The organism is Pseudoalteromonas obscura, assembly GCF_030135505.1.
In the GTDB taxonomy this organism is placed as follows: Bacteria; Pseudomonadota; Gammaproteobacteria; order Enterobacterales; family Alteromonadaceae; genus Pseudoalteromonas; species Pseudoalteromonas obscura.
Genome location: NZ_JASJUT010000002.1, coordinates 709,738 through 726,726, shown reverse-complemented (window position 1 = coordinate 726,726; position 16,989 = coordinate 709,738). Strand labels below are relative to the sequence as shown.

Sequence of the window (16,989 nt, the reverse complement as noted above, 5' to 3'; positions counted from 1 at the left end):
ATATATACGAGATAATAATGAAAATTAAGCACTTGTTTGCAGCGATGGCTGCTGTGCTTGGGCCTCTTGCCAGCCCTATGGCGAGCGCCTACAGCACTGAAGATACCCGTTTATTACGCTTTCCTGATATTCACAAAGAACACGTAACTTTTGTTTACTCTGGCGATATTTACGTGGCCAATACCAACACAGGTAAAAGTACACGTTTGACGGATCACATTGGTTTTGAGACGTTCCCTAAGTTTTCACCTGATGGTGAAAAAATTGCATTTGCGGCGGAGTACAATGGTAGTCGTCAGATCTACGTTATTAATCGTGATGGTTCAGGCTTAAAACAGCTTACTTACTACAACGATGTCGGCCCGATGCCACCGCGTGGTGGTTTTGATTATCGTGTTTTAGACTGGACGCCAGATGGCAAACACGTAGTGTTCCGTGCTAACCGCACGCCATGGGGTAAACGTATGGGTCGCCCTTATATGGTACCAGTTGAAGGTGGTTTAGAGCAGCCGCTTGCAATCCCGGAAGGTGGTGGTGGTATGTTATCTGGTGACGGCAGCAAATTTGTATACACGCCAATTGACCGTGAATTCCGCACTTGGAAGCGCTCGCGCGGTGGTCGTGCGCAAGATGTATGGGTATATGATTTAGAAAAAAATACTTCCAAGCAACTGACAACACACCGAGCAACAGATCAGCAGCCAACTTGGGTAAACGACAGCATTTACTTTGTATCTGATAGAGATTACACACTGAACCTTTACAAATATCGTGAAGGTAAAAAGCCAGTTAAAATGACTGATCACAAAGAGTTTGATGTATTGTGGCCATCAGCGGGTCCAGACTCAATTGTGTATGAAAACGGTGGTTATTTATATCGCTTCAATGAAGCAAATAAAATGACGGAAAAGCTGACAATTAATGTTGATGGCGTACGAAAATCAGCACTGCCTTACACTAAAAATGTCAGTAAATTCATCGACTCAATGGACGTTTCTCACGATGGTAAGCGCGCTGTATTTACCGCTCGTGGTGAGATTTTCTCTGTGCCTGTTAAAAATGGGCCCACGCGTAACTTATCACACACGCCAGTAGGCCGTGAAATTGCCGCGACTTGGTCACCAAACGCCCGCTATATTGCTTATTTGAGCGATGTAACTGGTGAATATGAGATTTACCTGAAAGATCGCGCAAATAATAATGCTGTAAAACAACTGACAGACAACGGCACAATTTGGCGATTTGATCCAATTTGGTCACCGGACAACAGTAAGCTTTTGTTTGCTGACAAAGACCATATCGTATGGTGGTTAGATGTCGAAAGTGGCAAATTACACCAAGTAGATCGCGGTCTTCATGACGATGATGGGATCACGCAATATACATGGTCACCAAATAGTAAAGACATCGTTTTTGTTAAAAACAATGAAAACCGCTACTCATCACTTTGGCATTACAATGTCGATAGCAAAAAGCTAAACCGTTTAACGGATGACATGACCTCAGAAGCTAACCCGACGTTCTCTGATGATGGCCAATATATTTATTTCACGTCAGAGCGCGATTATAACTTAGCATTTAGCTCTTACGAATTTGCCTACCTATTTAACCGTGCAACACGTATTTACTCGGTTGCGGTGAATGACAGCTTTAAGCCAATTAATGCGCCGCAAAGTGATGAAACATCGATAGTGAGTGATGAAGAGTCGAATAAGGACAAAGCTGAATCAGATACTCATATTCAAGTAGATGGTTTTATGGCGCGGGTTGTTTCACTACCAGCACCTGCGGGTAACTATCGTGACCTGACAGGTGTTAAAGGCGGCGTTCTTACGCTAAGTGGTGGCGCACTTAAGTTGGTTGAAAACAAGGCTGACGGCAAAATCAGTACGGTTGCTAAAGGTGTCAGCGAGTATAAAGTCTCGGCAAATCGCAAACATGTTATTGCACGCGCGGGCGCTAAGTATAGTGTGATCAAGCCACAGGCAAAGCAGGATTTAAAAGCGAATCAGCTAGATCTTAGCAAGATGAATTTGAAGATCGATCCGCGTGTAGAGTGGTCGCAAATGTATACAGAAGGTTGGCGCACTCTACGTGACTGGTTCTACGACGAAAACCATCATGGACAAGATTGGGATGCACTGCTGAAGCGTTACCAGCCTATGGCCGATGCTGCAGCACATCGCACAGATATTGATTATGTGCTGAGTGAAATTGCTGGTGAAATCAATGCTGGCCACATTTATGTTCAGTCTGGTGATGAGCCAAAAGGCGAGCGTAAAAAACATGGCCTACTTGGTGCTGAAGTGGCAAGCCACCGCTCAGGTTTCGTGACGATTAAGCACATCTTTAAAGGTGAGAACTGGCATGAAGATTTCCGTTCTCCGTTAAACGAAACAGGTGTACGCGCCAGCGAAGGTGACTTCATTTTGGCTGTGAATGGTCGCAATGTGAATGAAGTCAGTAACTTCTATGAACTATTGGAAAATACTCAGGGCGAACAAGTAGAGCTTATTTTGAGTAAGTCACCTAGCTTTGATGACAGCTGGAAAATCACGGTTAAGCCTGTTAAGAGCGAAACCGGTTTACGTTACTTACAATGGGTTGAATCGCGTAAAGCTTATGTTGAGCAGTTATCAGGTGGTCGAATTGGGTATGTACATTTGCCAAATACAGCCTACGAAGGTAACCGTTCGATGTTCAAGAACTTTATGTCACAAACAACCAAAGAGGCGATGATCATTGATGACCGTTACAATGGTGGTGGCTTTATTCCTGAACATGTGATCACTTGGCTAGCGCGTAAGCCGCTTAACTATTGGAAGCGCCGTGGTGTTACACCAACAAAAACGCCACAATTTGCGCATGATGGACCAAAAGCTATGTTGATCAATGGCTATTCAAGTTCAGGCGGCGATGCTATTCCTTATTACTTCCGCCAAGCTGGGTTAGGAAAGTTAATTGGTACGCGTACATGGGGTGGCCTAATTGGTATCTCTGGCAACCCAAGACTTGTAGATGGTGGTCAGGTGATCGCTGCGACGTTCCGTATTCTGGATAATGACGGTAACTGGATCATTGAAAATGAAGGGGTAGTGCCTGACATTGAAGTGATAGACCGCCCTGAACTTATTCAGGCAGGTAAAGATCCATCAGTTGAACGCGCAGTTAAAGAGCTATTAAAAGAGCTTGAAGACAACCCTAAAAAGAAACTAACCGTGCCACCGGCACCGACAAAGTTTATTGACTAAGGTAGTTTAGTGAGTTTATAGACTAGGTAATTATAAAAGGGGCATAGCCCCTTTTTTGTTTAAGGAGAACAAATGAAAGTTGTATTGATCACCGGGGGGAGTCGTGGCATTGGCGCTGCGAGTGCAAAGAGTTTAGCGGCTGAAGGGTATGCTGTTGCTATTAACTATAAATCAAATCACCAAGCCGCTGAGCAGGTAAAAAAAGAGATCCTGTCTGCTGGTGGTAAAGCAGAACTATTTCAGGCTGATGTGAGTGATGAGCGGCAAGTCGTTGATATGTTCAAAGCGATTCAAATGCGTTTGGGGTTAGTAACGCATCTTGTCAATAACGCGGGGGTGTTGCAAACACAAATGCGCGTAGAAGACATGAGCGCCGAGCGCATTAATTGGATGTTGACGCAAAATGTCACGCCGTATTTTATTTGTGCCCGCGAGGCAATAAAGCATATACGTCAGTCTAAACAAGTAAACAGGTGTGCAATTGTGAATGTGTCTTCTGCGGCGTCTTATCTTGGTGGAGCAAACGAATATGTTGATTACGCTGCTGCAAAAGGGGCAATAGATAGCTTTACCACAGGTTTGTCGTTAGAGCTTGCCCCAGAGGGCATTCGTGTGAACTGTGTACGCCCCGGCTGTATCTATACTGATATACATGCCGATGGTGGTGAGCCTGGCAGAGTCGATAGAGTTGCTGAATTATTGCCAATGAAGCGAGGTGGTACAGCACAAGAAGTCGCAAACGCTGTAGTATGGTTATTAAGCGATGGAGCTTCCTATGCGACAGGTACATTTATCGATTTAGCAGGTGGAAAATAACAGGGCTTTTAAGCCCTTTGTACCAGCGCTGATAAAACAGTGGCGCGTTAAGATTGTGAATTACCACCCAAGAAAATGTTCAACCAGATGTGAGTGATGAGCTTTTTAGTATCGGCGTATATGTTTTAAGACATTAACAGTTAGATTCTGTGGTTGGTTTCTCGCTGTTATATAAAGCTGTCGTGCCGTTCAGTTGTATGAAGGGGAGAGTGTTAGGAACATTTTGACGACCTTGGAACTTATCTATCCAATTACTTGTGACTGAGCTAGTATCGGTTGGTATGAGTTTATCAGTTGAGAGAAGATTAGAGATGCTTCCAAAAGTAAAAGTTTCCAAGTCGGTCGTCGCGTCGTTATACATTCTGCCTATTTCAGTATTGGCTTTATTACTCTTGCTGGTGTTCGTCCCTATTGAGCATAAAGTGGGATACTATATAACACTATTTTTTGCTTTATTTTCGATAGTGAATTGTATTTATAGTGTTGTATGCTCCTTTTTTATTCTCAGAGCTTATCACTCCGTATCAAATGCTCGGCACCGTGCATTTGATTATTTAGTACTATGTATATTGAATGTGTTTGCTGGTTATCACTTTTGGAGAAAGATAAAAAGGAAAGAACAAGCTGATGAGATAGAAGTCGATTTGCAGTGGAAGTTCAGTGTACTAGACGTCTTTTATATTGCATGGGTTTTTATTGCTATCGTGAGCAGTAAGCTGATGTACGGTGCGTAGCCATCAAACCTATTAGTTAGCCAAGCCGATTTTTTATCAGTGAATTGATAGTCAGAAAATGTACCAAACAAGCCGCATTGTGCGGCTTGTACATAAACTACGGTTAGAATGTTGCGTAGTTTGCTTGAATGTAGATGTTATTGCCCTCGTGATCACCACAAATACCTGAGAATTGAAGCGGTGTATTGGTATTTTTTGAATGCATGGCCAGATCAAACATACGTTCTGCACCTGGCGAGCTTGCAGGAATATAAGCATAAATTGCAGATGGACAACCCGGTGCTTCCCAAGTTGTATTTACACCGCTTTGTGCAGTTTCATTACTGTCAAATGAAGCAAAGTAATAATATGCATTGCCATGGAATACTTCAACGCGTACTTCCTTGACGATTTTATCTGCAGTTACAACAGTCGCAGCTCCCGGTTGAGCTGCTTGAGCGAAACCTGAAGATAGAACAAGTGACGCGACTAATGCTAATTTTTTCATATTAATATCCTTTGTTTTTTAATTTTAAATCCACTGGTTATTATATTTAAAAATACATTTTTTAAATGGTGGTGTGGTTTTAAGTGATATATTTAATTTATTTATTAATTAATTTATTTTCTTCTTTCAAAGTGGTTTTTATAAATTTATTAATTTATTTCTTACTTTTAAAAGAGTTTTTATAAATTTTTTATTGTTTATGATTTCGATGAAAATCTAAAATGAGCCCATAGAGCTAGGTGGTGTTATCGACATTTTTAACCATGTTTGTTCAAGTTCGTCCATCCGTTTACAAGAACTCTCCAATTATCAATAAAATCTTAATTATGTTTCTTTATTTATGGTTATTATCAAGTTTAGTGATAGGAATTACTCTTGCGTTTGGAGGAAGCCAATGTGCTCTCATCAGCTCAAAACATAGGAGAAAGCGTGGTAAATCGTTGTAAGTTAATTTTAGTTGGTCTGTTTTTATTCAATAGTCATATTGCAAGTAGTAAAGAGCCAGACATACGCGCTATAGAGCAGCTCCAATGGACGCCGTTAAACCCTTTACGTGGAGATGCGAGCCCTCAAGCCGCAGACTTGTGGGGAAACCGCCAAAAAGGCGGTGCCACTGGTTTTTTAGTAAAGTTTAAACCTGAGTTTACTTCACCTCCGCACATTCATAATGTGAGCTATCGAGGCGTTGTTATCAAAGGCCTTGTACATAATGATGATCCTGAAGCTCGTGATATGTGGCTTTCAGTAGGCTCTTTTTGGACACAGCCAGCTGGAGATGCACATATTACTGCGGCAAAAGATCAAGTTAATATCGCTTACATTGAAATTGATAGCGGTCCATATCTAGTACACCCAAAAGAGCAAGCATTTGACAATGGTGAGCAGGCAATGAATGTCGCCTCATCAAACTTAGTTTGGCTTAATGCGAGTGATATAAAATGGACAGACACCAAGTACAATGTGCAACGCGCATTTTTATGGGGTGATACTTCTGTTGGTAATTTAAATGGTAGCCTAATTAAATTACCAGTTGGCTTTTCAGGGAAGCTAGTAAGTGAGGGGGACACCTTTCATGCAGTGGTCATTAGCGGGCAAATAAGGTATGAATCGCAAAGCGTTCCACTTAAAGTCGGCAGTTACTTTGGGCAGAGCAAAGTGCATCGTGTCAAGGCAATACAAGATACCCAAATTTATATACGCACCAATAGTAAAATCCACATTGTAGAAGACAAATAATAAAGGCAGACAAAAACGAAGTTCCTTCGCCCTTATCAAAGAGGGCGAAGATTGATTCCTTATGATTATAATTTCAGATGCTTATAATAATAACTTGTACTATGAAATCGTCCTTCCTGATCAGATACATAATTGGGGATCTGCCCCACTTTAGTGTAACCGGAGGCCTGATAAAATAGCTCAGCTTTGTCTCCACTTTGCGTGTCTAATACGAGAAGCTGAATACCTTGCTTCAAAGCTTGTGACTCTACATAAGCCATTAATTTAGTTGCATACCCTTTTCGATGAGCACGGGGCTGGACTAAGAGTTTTTCTACTTCTGCGCGATGGCGACCGTTTTGCTTGTGGCAGAGTGCCAGCTGCACAGTGGCTTGCACTTCATTGTTATCATACAAGATGTATAAAAGTCTTAGCTTGTTCTCCAGCTCTCTATTAACAGATTGCCAGTACTTAGTAAGAATGTTTGACTCAGACGCTTTGTAAAACCCAAGTGAAGCGCCTGTTTCTATACATGCCTGCAATAATATTGAGAGTTGATTTTGCGTATTATCATCAATACAGCGTAATTGTTTGGTTGTGATCATCTTATTTCTGGATAGTGAGTTGGTTAATTTCAATTTCTAACGCTCGCAGCTGCTGTTGCAATTTTTCTTTCTTTTTAAATAGTTTATCGAGCTGTGTATTCGGTGGGGTGTTGTGTGCACGTACGGCGCGGTATAGAGCCTGTTTAGAGACCTGACATGATGTCGCAGTATCGCTGATACTAAAACCATGTTTATGGACCAAGTCCACTGCATGTCTGAGAACTGAGCTGCGCTTAATTTGGGACGCGTCCATGACTGATTTCCTGCTTTCATATTAAAGCTAGGTATAAGAAAGAACAGTGCCAAAAATTAAAAGTAAATATTTTCATATGCTTACTGTTCTTTAGTAGGGAGTTTTGCGCTATTTAGGGGCTTTGTTTCTAAACTTGCACCAAATAGAGGCAAAATGCTGATCTATGCAACGAGGAATATGCATATAGATGCTAGAAACTCAGTACTAACTTTGTACCAAGTATTTGATTGGTTCTCGAATTAGGGTACACATATTATATGAGCACCCCTGATTTTTACAATTACAGTGCTGAATATTTAAACTGGTTGGTATTGGATGGTGTCAGTAATGTTAAAGATTTGCGAGCGTGGCGGGTTATCTTTCTCTTGTACTGTTCTGTATCACATAATACTTCAATTAAAGAGTAGTAACGGTTATTACCCTGTTTAGCCAAAGTTTTAATTAACCAAGCGACGCCATCTAAAGTCAGAGCATTTGACGAATGTCGATTTTGCCAAATTGTATTAGCTATTTGATCCAACTGTTCAACAGTAAGCTCATCCATTTGATAGTACTTTTTTGCAATGTGCTGGAGAGTCCCTCCTTGGGTGGAGAGCAGCTCATTCAAATTGGTTGATTTACTAATCGAAATTTGCGGCTTTACATGAATCACATAGCCAGCTTCTTGACCATATGCAGTAAACCTGACGACTCCTAACCCTTTGTAACTATATTCGTAATACGCTTGGCGTGCAGAGAATAGGTTTGCTTTCATGTAATTTTTAGAACTAGGTTCTCCCAGTTTGGCTGTTACCCTGCCTACACTTTCCCCGCCTTTAATCTGTGCAAATTGCTCAGCTAGGTCGCTGTTTAAGGCATAGGTTTTATTAGTTAGACTATAGTATTCTGCGGCAGATAGTTGTTTTGGTTCACTGCCTTGCTCTTCAATGTAAATAACGGGCGACACTATTTTGCCAAATAGGTCTTCTATCCAAACAGCTGAGCGACTTTCATTTAGCTCCCCCCCAACGATGTAATGTGTGTTTTCTTCTGGTATGAAAGAGATATCACCACGAACTTCAAAACTCGATCCCGAATTAAATAGCTGATTAATCGGTGCTGCGAAAACAGTTTGACCAACTAAATGAAGCTTTTGAGATAGGGTCGTGACTTGATGAGTATAACCTCGCGCTCTGAGGTTGGAACCTTGGCCTGATGTTGCAGAAAAAGTACTATTGGCAGCATTATACACACTTTTCCCATCTACCTTGGATATATAAAACATATCAGCTGAACTTCTTCCCTTAATTTGAAAGCTGTCATCCACCTTAGATACTGGCCCTGTATAGTTTTCAGGGATTGGATTGTGTGTAGTTTTACATGCTGCCAAAAATAAGCAGGTTATTAAAAGTAAGTATCTCATTTCTGTGCTCTATGATTTATATGAAAATTTAAGGGGTCATGCTTTGCAGCGTTATTTTAACATCAGCAGCATTTTGTTCCCATTATTTATTGTTTTTATGAGAATTATTATAAAGTTCTAGCTGAGTATGTATCTGGATTTTATATTGGAGTCTTCATTACCTATCGGCATCCATAAGTACAAAGTACAGCCCGCAAGGCAATTTGGGTTGGTGTTAAGCGCTTCACTTGAGTTGCCAATTGCTCCTTAGCAGAGCAACCGCTATACAATGAAATAGCTAGAAGGGTAGGAAGAGGTTTTCAGTTAGAAAAATGCCTTTTCCATTTTGGATGAGATATAACTTTTACTGTTAACTGCGCCTACTAAAAGTAAAAGTAACCCAACAAACAGCCAAACAGGCGTGTGACCGTGCTTACTAAAAAAGCTATGGCCGGATATCAGTTTTAATTCTGTACTTAGTATATCACTGGTAAATTGCGGGATCGTAATCTGCTGGTTTGAGATTGGGTCGTAGACGCCACTTATTCCATTGTTGGTCACCCTGACAAGAGGTCTTTGTAGTTCCAGTGCACGCATTCTTGCAATCTGCATATGCTGGTGTGGGCCATGAGAATCTCCAAACCACGCATCATTACTCACAGTAAATAAGATATCAGACGCATGGGTGTAGTTTCCTCGTACAAGCTCACTAAATGCTATTTCGTAGCAAATAGCTGGTAAAACATGTATTCCATTGGCGACTAGGTTATTTTGCACAGCGTCACCGCGAGAAAAAGAAGACATTGGCAGATCAAAAAGAGGTGCAAGTGGTCTAAGCAAATCTTCAAAAGGAACAAATTCGCCAATTGGCAATAACTGATGTTTTTGGTATCGATTACGGTGGAGATAGCGATACTGCCCTTCACTGTCATCACGTTGCTTTTTCCCCAAGACAATGAGGGTGTTGTACACATTGCGAGTATCAAACTGGTAATCAGGAATACCTGTAATTAAGGCGGTATTGTTAAACGCGGCAGCTTTGTCCAAATTAATCAGATAATCAAAAGCATAATCTTCGATTTCAGGGATAGCGGCTTCTGGCCAAACAACCAAATCAGCATCCGTCCAATTTGGACGAGTCATATCTTGGTATTTTGACATAGTAGGCCAAAACTGTTCGGGCTCCCAGCGCAAGCTTTGGGCAATATTTCCCTGCACTAACAGGGTTTTGAGCTGTTGGCCACTATAGCGTGTATCTGAAGTTTGTGTAGTGAACAAATACAGTAGTGCGATAGGAAGTAAAGTGGCGGCAGCGGCTTTGTAACGCTGATAACGTATTAACCAGTAAAGTGCGTAGCTCAATGCGACACATATTAAGGTCAGTCCAAACTCTCCTATCCAAGGAGCGAGAGTTTTAAGCGGTGAGTCTGTAAGCGTATAGCCAAAGCTAAGCCATGGAAAGCCGGTTAATAAGCTCCCTCTTAGATACTCTGTGATTGCAAACCCGCTGATAAGGAGCGCTAGTTTTTGCCAATGTTGTTTGCCGTAGCGGGCTGCAAAGGCAAATGCCAAAGCTGGATAAATTGCTAAATAGGCACACAGTAAGGCCATTGCTAAAATGGAAGCAAAAATAGGTAAGCCGCCAAATTGTGCAATAGACACATGGACCCAGCTAATACCTATAGCAAACCACCCAAAACCAAATAGAAAACCGTACTTCGCCGCTTGTTTTGGAGTCGGTTGATCAGTAACGTAAATGGCAATGGCAAGGCACAACAAGACTAATGGCCAAATACCAAATGGGGCATATGCAAAGGTTAATGCACAGCCTGCGCTTAACGCAAGCCATGCATACTTATCTTTTACGAGTGAGATAAGCTTATTCAGCGGTGTCTTCAACATGCTCTGTTTTCGGAACAGTGACCTGAAGTTGTAGTATACGACGGTTATCTGAGTTTGTTACTTTAAACTGCAGCGGTTCGACATCAATGATTTCACCTTTGCTCGGCATATGGCCAAATGCGTGTAAGATGATCCCACCTATGGTGTCTGCTTCTTGTGTATCATATTCAGTTTTAAAGTACTCATTAAACTCATCAAGAGGTGTTAATGCCTGTACATTAAATACGTGTTTTGAGAGCTGGCGAATATCTTGTTGCTCATCCTCGTCATCATGCTCATCCTCTATCTCACCGACAATGGTTTCGAGAATATCTTCAATGGTAACAAGACCGGAGACACCGCCATATTCATCAATGACAATTGCCATATGGTAGCGCTTTTGTCTAAATTCGTTGAGTAAAGTGTCTACACGTTTACTTTCGGGGACTACAATTGCCGGACGTAAATACTCTTTGATAGCTGGTAGCGTACCATTGCGCTTTAAAATTAAAGGCAATAAATCTTTTGCTAGCAAAATACCTTCTACATGGTCTTTGTCTTCGCATACTACTGGAAAGCGAGAGTGACTTGATTCAACCATGGCTGGAAGTTGCGACTCTAAGTCTTGCTCCACATCAAGGGTTATCATTTGAGATCGAGGTATCATAATGTCACGTACTTTGAGCTCTGAAACGCTCAATACACCTTCCATCATGTCTTTGGTCTCAGGGTCGATAAGTGCTCGCTCTTGAGCATCAGCAATGACTTCTACCAACTCTTCTTTATTTTGGGGTTCCCCTTGCAGCATCTGAGTGATGCGTCCCAGCCAGTTTCTGCTAGAAGAACCCTGGCTACTTTGCGAGTTATCGTCGCTCATTGTAGTTCTTTACTCCAATTAATTAATATCATCACGATAAGGGTCAGCTATTCCCAAATCGGCTAAAAATTCTTTTTCAAGACTTTCCATTTCCATGGCGTCTTGTTCATTTATATGGTCAAAGCCCAATAAATGCAAGCACCCATGTATGACCATGTGAGCAAAATGATCGTGGAAAGATTTCTCCTGCTCCTGTGCCTCACGAAAAACCACCTGAGGACAGATAATTAAGTCACCAACCAAGGGTAATTCAATACCTGGTGGCGCTTCAAATGGGAAAGACAAAACATTGGTCGGTTTGTCTTTGCCACGGTATTGGCTGTTTAACTCTTGGCTCTCAGCTTCGTCGGCAATACGTATTGTGACTTCCGCGTATTCTCTATACGGTAGAAGTGCTTTTTCGGCCCAGTTTTGAAACTGTGCCTCATTGGGCAGATTGTCAAACTCGCAGGCCAGCTGCAAATCTACATCAACACTCATGATTCAGGACCCTGTTGTTCAGTAGTTTGTTGTCTTGCTTTTTGCTTTGCGACTTTTTCTTGACGCTCTTGCTCTTCTTTTGCTTCATATGCTTCCACAATTCGTGCCACAACTGGGTGACGAACTACATCGTGTGATTTAAAGAAGTTAAATGATATCTCATCGACATTGCTGAGTACTTCAATGGCATGACGCAGACCTGAACGTGCGCCCCTCGGTAAGTCAACCTGGGTAATATCACCTGTAATAACGGCTTTTGAATTAAAACCGATACGAGTTAAGAACATTTTCATTTGTTCAGTTGTGGTATTTTGGCTCTCATCTAGGATGATAAAGGCATCGTTCAATGTTCTACCGCGCATGTATGCAAGTGGTGCTACTTCTATGACATTTTTTTCAATTAAGCGTTCAACTTTTTCGAAACCAAGCATTTCAAATAAGGCGTCATAAAGAGGGCGCAAGTAGGGGTCAATTTTCTGAGTTAAATCACCAGGTAAAAAGCCCAGTTTCTCTCCCGCTTCTACGGCAGGCCGAGTAAGAAGAATACGTCTTATTTCTTGTCTTTCTAACGCATCTACAGCGGCAGCGACTGCGAGGTAGGTTTTACCGGTACCTGCAGGGCCAATACCAAAGCTAATGTCATGGGTTAGGATATTGGCGACGTATTGACTTTGATTTGGGTTACGCGGTTTGACGACACCGCGTCGAGTTTTAATAAAGACCTCTTTTCCCCAAACGTTAGGCGTATCTTGTTCCAGACAATTTGCTTCGGTAATTGCCAAATGCACGTTGTCAGGCTCAATGTCTTTGGATTTGCCTTTTACTGGCTGAGTATCAACATACAGAGACTTTATAATGTCCACAGCGGCTTTGGCTGTGACTTGATTGCCTGTGACTTTAAACCAATTGTCTCTATGTGCGACTTCGACACCTAGACGGCGTTCAATTTGTTTTAGATTATCGTCAAAAGGACCACAAAGAGAAGAGAGGCGGTTATTGTCGGCAGGTTCTAGATAAAACTCAATATTCTTTACTTGATTGCTCAAAATGACTTCCTAAGATTGAATGCGCCAGCAAAGTGCTGGCGCAAAACAGATGTTCTATGGTGTAAAGGTTGCAACACCAATCTCATTGGCTTCAGGCTCTGAAGGCGCTCTGCTTAAGATATCTGACGGTGCAACATCACGGCGCAAGTCCATTTCAGACTCAGTACGAATTAACTCGCCACGTAGTGAGTTAGGTAGCGCCTCTGTAATACGTACGTCAACGAATTGACCGATCACTGAATGTGGGCCTTCAAAGTTCACAACACGGTTGTTCTCTGTACGCCCGCGCAGTTCCATTGGGTTCTTTTTCGAAGGACCTTCAACCAAAATACGTTGCTCAGTATCAAACATCTTACGGCTGATATCTTGTGCCATTTGGTTGATACGGTTTTGTAAAAGATACAGACGCTCTTTCTTTTCTTGCTCAGGTACATCATCAGGCAAGTCTGCCGCTGGGGTTCCAGGACGCGCTGAGTAAATGAAGCTGAAGCTCATATCAAAGCCAATCGCGTTGATAAGGTTCATTGTTTCTTCAAAGTCAGCTTTGCTTTCGCCAGGGAAACCAATGATGAAATCTGAACTCATACTTAGGTTTGGACGGATCTTACGCAGTTTACGGATAGTTGACTTGTACTCAAGCGCGGTGTGGCCTCGCTTCATTAGGTTAAGTACGCGGTCTGAGCCACTTTGTACAGGTAGATGCAGGTGATCTACTAGCTCAGGCACATCTTTATAAGCTTCGATGATGTCTGGCGTAAACTCAACTGGGTGAGAAGTCGTATAACGGATGCGGTCAATACCATCAATGGCTGCGACGTAACGCAATAGATCTGAGAAGTAGCATACTTCACCGTCATGCATCTCACCGCGAAATGCATTTACGTTTTGACCCAAAAGGTTTACTTCACGTACGCCTTGCTCTGCAAGCTGAGCAACTTCTAAAATAACATCATCAAGAGGACGACTTACCTCTTCACCACGTGTGTAAGGAACTACGCAGAATGTACAATATTTAGAACAGCCTTCCATGATCGATACAAATGCACTAGGGCCTTCAGCTTTCGGTTCTGGTAGGCGGTCAAATTTTTCGATTTCAGGGAAAGAAATGTCAACAACAGAACCTTCTTTGCTCTGAACCTGCTTAATCATTTCAGGTAGACGGTGAAGTGTCTGAGGACCGAATACGATATCAACAAAAGGTGCACGTTGACGGATTGTGTCACCTTCTTGAGAAGCTACGCAGCCACCCACACCGATAACCAAATCAGGATTATCTTCTTTTAATAGTTTCCAACGACCCAATTGGTGAAATACTTTCTCTTGTGCCTTCTCTCGAATTGAACACGTATTGAGTAGGATCACATCCGCCTGTTCAGCTTCCTCTGTCAGCTGATAGCCATTGGTGGCATCAAGCAGATCCGCCATTTTCTGGGAGTCATATTCATTCATTTGACAGCCCCAGGTTTTGATATGCAATTTTTTACCCATTGAAATAAAGCCTCGTTTTCAATTCGATGATCAGCACAACGTCTTGCCAGTTAATAAAATACCCCTACAACTGGCAAACACTTACTAAAATAGCTTAAAAAGAGGCGTATTTTATCTGACCTATAGTCACTAGCCAAGTATAGATTTCATCTTTCAAAGTAGGGATCAAGGACGGTTGTAATTATTCGACTACAATCATGCAAAGAGATCTTTTTCTCACTAATTAAGATACAATGTAAATACACCAGCTAATTTAGGCAAATTTATGAAAAATAACGTGTTGATAGTCGGTGGCGGCATGGTTGGCGCAGCTGCGGCAGTGGAGCTTGCCCGTCAAGGATGTCAGGTCACCGTGATTGAAAATAACCCCATAGACCCGATAGCGATACTCGAAGGTGAGCAGGTAGATATTCGCGTATCGGCGATCAACCGTTTTTCGGAAGCATTGTTAGATAAACTCGGTGCCATGCCATTGATACGCCAAAGTCGCAATGCGCCTTATCATCAATTAGAAGCATATGAGCATGGTAGTGAGCATCTTCTGTTTGATAGAGAAGAGGTATCGACATCTCATTTGGGCCACTTGGTTGAAAACAACATAATTCAAGCTTCTTTATGGACGCAGTTTGAAGAAAACAATATCAAAGTGGTGACGGTAAAAGATGCGCCAGTAGCCATTGAGCAACATATTAGTAGCATTGATTTGGTTTATCCTGAGCAACGCTTTAGTGCTGATTTAGTGATTGCTGCAGATGGCGGACGCTCTGCACTGCGTAGCCTTGCGGGTATCGGTGTGACGGGATGGCAGTACCAGCAGCACTGTATGGGGATCTTGATAAAGCTCGATGGCCCACAACAAGTAAAAACCTGGCAGGAGTTTAAACCCACAGGTCCGATTGCGTTTTTGCCTATGCAAGCGCCGTATGCCAATCTGATCTGGTATCACCATGGCTCCGAGTTAAAGCGTTTAAAAGCTCTAACTAATGACGGGTTAAAACAAGAGATCATAGAACACTTTTTTGATTTACCAGGTGATTTTACCGTTGAACAAAGTGCGGTATTTCCACTCGCACGTCAGCATGCCAATCAATACAGTAAAGGACGTTTAGTGTTAGTTGGTGATGCAGCCCATACGATTAATCCGCTTGCGGGGCAGGGCGTTAATCTTGGCTTTAAGGATGTGGCGGCGCTAGGCGGATGTTTACAGGGATTTGATGATGTTGGAGAGCTTGCTAGATTGCATCAATACGAAAAAATGCGCCGTAAAGATAATTTATTGATGATGAGCATGATGGATGCCTGTTATTTCGGCTTTTCAAATGAGATTAAGCCGTTAAAGTCGCTGCGTAGTCTTGCGTTAAAAATGGCGAATAAAGCTGGGCCAATTAAGCGGGAAGTCCTCAAACATGCGATGGGGGGCAGTTTTTAAACTGTGCCAAACAACCCAGTGTAAAAAAGGGAGCAGCAGGCTTCCTTTTTTTATTTCAAAATAAAGCGTAAAAATTGTCTTCGATGAAGAGTCTAAGTATGGATAAAAATAAAATAAAGAAATTGTTGGAATATTAAGAAAGATTTTTTTGATGAAGTATTTTGGAGAGTATTTAAACATGGTGCGGAAGGAGAGACTTGAACTCTCACATCCGAAGATACTGGAACCTAAATCCAGCGCGTCTACCAATTCCGCCACTTCCGCAATGTTTAATAATTATCTTTGAAGATAATTGGCTGGAGTACCAGGATTTGAACCTGGGAATGGCGGGATCAAAACCCGCTGCCTTACCGCTTGGCGATACTCCAACGATGGTAGTTAAAGTTATTTTAGTTCAAACTTTAAGAACATGGTGCGGAAGGAGAGACTTGAACTCTCACATCCGAAGATACTGGAACCTAAATCCAGCGCGTCTACCAATTCCGCCACTTCCGCATAGTGTTATCTCATAAAGAGATGGCTGGAGTACCAGGATTTGAACCTGGGAATGGCGGGATCAAAACCCGCTGCCTTACCGCTTGGCGATACTCCAACGATTATTTCAAATCTTATTGCGTTGGTCCCAGAATTTGAATCTGGGGGTGGATGAGTGAGGGATCAAAACCTCTCTCTTCTGTCCTTACCGCTTCCACTTCGTGTCGAGGCGATACTCCAACAAAGGTAGTTGATTATTTTAGTTCTTATCGAGAACTTGGTGCGGAAAGAGAGACTTGAACTCTCACATCCGAAGATACTGGAACCTAAATCCAGCGCGTCTACCAATTCCGCCACTTCCGCATATTCTATCTCATAAAGAGATGGCTGGAGTACCAGGATTTGAACCTGGGAATGGCGGGATCAAAACCCGCTGCCTTACCGCTTGGCGATACTCCAACAAAGGTAGTTGATTATTTTAGTTCTTATCGAGAACTTGGTGCGGAAAGAGAGACTTGAACTCTCACATCCGAAGATACTGGAACCTAAATCCAGCGCGTCTACCAATTCCG

At 42.3% G+C, this 16,989-nt stretch carries 14 protein-coding genes and 6 tRNA genes; 5 read left to right on the top strand and 15 right to left on the bottom strand.

What is annotated here, in order from left to right:
• Window positions 1-17 precede the first annotated feature (17 nt).
• The 3 genes from QNM18_RS07520 to QNM18_RS07510 all read left to right on the top strand — a co-directional run bounded on the left by QNM18_RS07520 (window position 18) and on the right by QNM18_RS07510 (window position 4,801).
• Window positions 18-3,251 carry a S41 family peptidase gene (locus QNM18_RS07520; protein WP_284136783.1) on the top strand — a complete coding sequence of 1,078 codons (3,234 nt, stop codon included), beginning with the start codon at window positions 18-20 and terminating at the stop codon, window positions 3,249-3,251.
• Window positions 3,252-3,323: 72 nt separating this feature from the next.
• Window positions 3,324-4,067: an SDR family oxidoreductase gene (locus QNM18_RS07515; RefSeq protein ID WP_284136782.1), complete on the top strand. Its 744-nt coding sequence runs from the start codon at window positions 3,324-3,326 to the stop codon at window positions 4,065-4,067.
• Between the two features lie 257 nt (window positions 4,068-4,324).
• Entirely contained in the window at window positions 4,325-4,801 is a 477-nt protein-coding gene (locus tag QNM18_RS07510) for a hypothetical protein (RefSeq protein WP_284136781.1), read from the top strand.
• A 103-nt stretch (window positions 4,802-4,904) separates the two neighbouring features.
• Here QNM18_RS07510 and QNM18_RS07505 read toward each other — a convergent pair whose 3' ends face one another.
• Window positions 4,905-5,288 (bottom strand): hypothetical protein, encoded by a 384-nt coding sequence (locus tag QNM18_RS07505; RefSeq protein WP_284136780.1) that lies wholly within the window; start codon window positions 5,286-5,288, stop codon window positions 4,905-4,907.
• A 429-nt stretch (window positions 5,289-5,717) separates the two neighbouring features.
• Here QNM18_RS07505 and QNM18_RS07500 point away from each other — a divergent pair, with 429 nt between their 5' ends.
• Entirely contained in the window at window positions 5,718-6,524 is an 807-nt protein-coding gene (locus tag QNM18_RS07500; RefSeq protein WP_284136779.1) for a DUF4437 domain-containing protein, read from the top strand.
• Window positions 6,525-6,589: 65 nt separating this feature from the next.
• Here QNM18_RS07500 and QNM18_RS07495 read toward each other — a convergent pair whose 3' ends face one another.
• The 8 genes from QNM18_RS07495 to miaB all read right to left on the bottom strand — a co-directional run bounded on the left by QNM18_RS07495 (window position 6,590) and on the right by miaB (window position 14,514).
• The gene (locus tag QNM18_RS07495; protein WP_284136778.1) at window positions 6,590-7,108 is read right to left on the bottom strand and encodes a GNAT family N-acetyltransferase; all 519 of its coding nucleotides are present in this window, start codon (window positions 7,106-7,108) and stop codon (window positions 6,590-6,592) included.
• A 1-nt stretch (window position 7,109) separates the two neighbouring features.
• Window positions 7,110-7,361 carry a hypothetical protein gene (locus QNM18_RS07490; protein WP_284136777.1) on the bottom strand — a complete coding sequence of 84 codons (252 nt, stop codon included), beginning with the start codon at window positions 7,359-7,361 and terminating at the stop codon, window positions 7,110-7,112.
• A 280-nt stretch (window positions 7,362-7,641) separates the two neighbouring features.
• Window positions 7,642-8,763, bottom strand: a complete 1,122-nt coding sequence (locus tag QNM18_RS07485) for a hypothetical protein (RefSeq protein ID WP_284136776.1) — start codon at window positions 8,761-8,763, stop codon at window positions 7,642-7,644.
• 303 nt (window positions 8,764-9,066) lie between these two features.
• Window positions 9,067-10,644, bottom strand: coding sequence for an apolipoprotein N-acyltransferase (gene lnt / locus QNM18_RS07480; RefSeq protein WP_284136775.1), 1,578 nt, complete (start codon window positions 10,642-10,644; stop codon window positions 9,067-9,069).
• The gene (gene corC / locus QNM18_RS07475; RefSeq protein ID WP_023398934.1) at window positions 10,622-11,500 is read right to left on the bottom strand and encodes a CNNM family magnesium/cobalt transport protein CorC; all 879 of its coding nucleotides are present in this window, start codon (window positions 11,498-11,500) and stop codon (window positions 10,622-10,624) included. The genes lnt and corC overlap by 23 nt, the downstream gene beginning before the upstream one ends.
• Window positions 11,501-11,518: 18 nt before the next feature.
• Window positions 11,519-11,980: an rRNA maturation RNase YbeY gene (ybeY, locus tag QNM18_RS07470; RefSeq protein ID WP_284136774.1), complete on the bottom strand. Its 462-nt coding sequence runs from the start codon at window positions 11,978-11,980 to the stop codon at window positions 11,519-11,521.
• Window positions 11,977-13,026: a PhoH family protein gene (locus QNM18_RS07465; RefSeq protein ID WP_284136773.1), complete on the bottom strand. Its 1,050-nt coding sequence runs from the start codon at window positions 13,024-13,026 to the stop codon at window positions 11,977-11,979. Before QNM18_RS07465 ends, ybeY begins: the two co-directional genes overlap by 4 nt.
• A 54-nt stretch (window positions 13,027-13,080) precedes the next feature.
• Window positions 13,081-14,514 carry a tRNA (N6-isopentenyl adenosine(37)-C2)-methylthiotransferase MiaB gene (gene miaB, locus QNM18_RS07460; RefSeq protein WP_023398937.1) on the bottom strand — a complete coding sequence of 478 codons (1,434 nt, stop codon included), beginning with the start codon at window positions 14,512-14,514 and terminating at the stop codon, window positions 13,081-13,083.
• A 265-nt stretch (window positions 14,515-14,779) separates the two neighbouring features.
• On the opposite strand from miaB, the gene QNM18_RS07455 reads away from it, so the two are divergent.
• Complete coding sequence (locus QNM18_RS07455) at window positions 14,780-15,943, top strand: FAD-dependent oxidoreductase (protein WP_284136772.1); 1,164 nt, start codon at window positions 14,780-14,782, stop codon at window positions 15,941-15,943.
• A gap of 179 nt (window positions 15,944-16,122) precedes the next feature.
• Here the strand turns inward: QNM18_RS07455 and QNM18_RS07450 are convergent.
• The 6 genes from QNM18_RS07450 to QNM18_RS07425 form a co-directional block, all read right to left on the bottom strand.
• Window positions 16,123-16,207 (bottom strand) — tRNA-Leu (locus QNM18_RS07450).
• A gap of 29 nt (window positions 16,208-16,236) precedes the next feature.
• Window positions 16,237-16,311, bottom strand: a tRNA-Gln gene (locus QNM18_RS07445).
• 42 nt (window positions 16,312-16,353) lie between these two features.
• Window positions 16,354-16,438: transfer RNA gene (locus QNM18_RS07440), tRNA-Leu, on the bottom strand.
• A gap of 22 nt (window positions 16,439-16,460) precedes the next feature.
• Window positions 16,461-16,535: transfer RNA gene (locus QNM18_RS07435), tRNA-Gln, on the bottom strand.
• A 160-nt stretch (window positions 16,536-16,695) separates the two neighbouring features.
• Window positions 16,696-16,780 (bottom strand) — tRNA-Leu (locus QNM18_RS07430).
• Between the two features lie 21 nt (window positions 16,781-16,801).
• Window positions 16,802-16,876: transfer RNA gene (locus QNM18_RS07425), tRNA-Gln, on the bottom strand.
• Window positions 16,877-16,989: the final 113 nt, after the last annotated feature.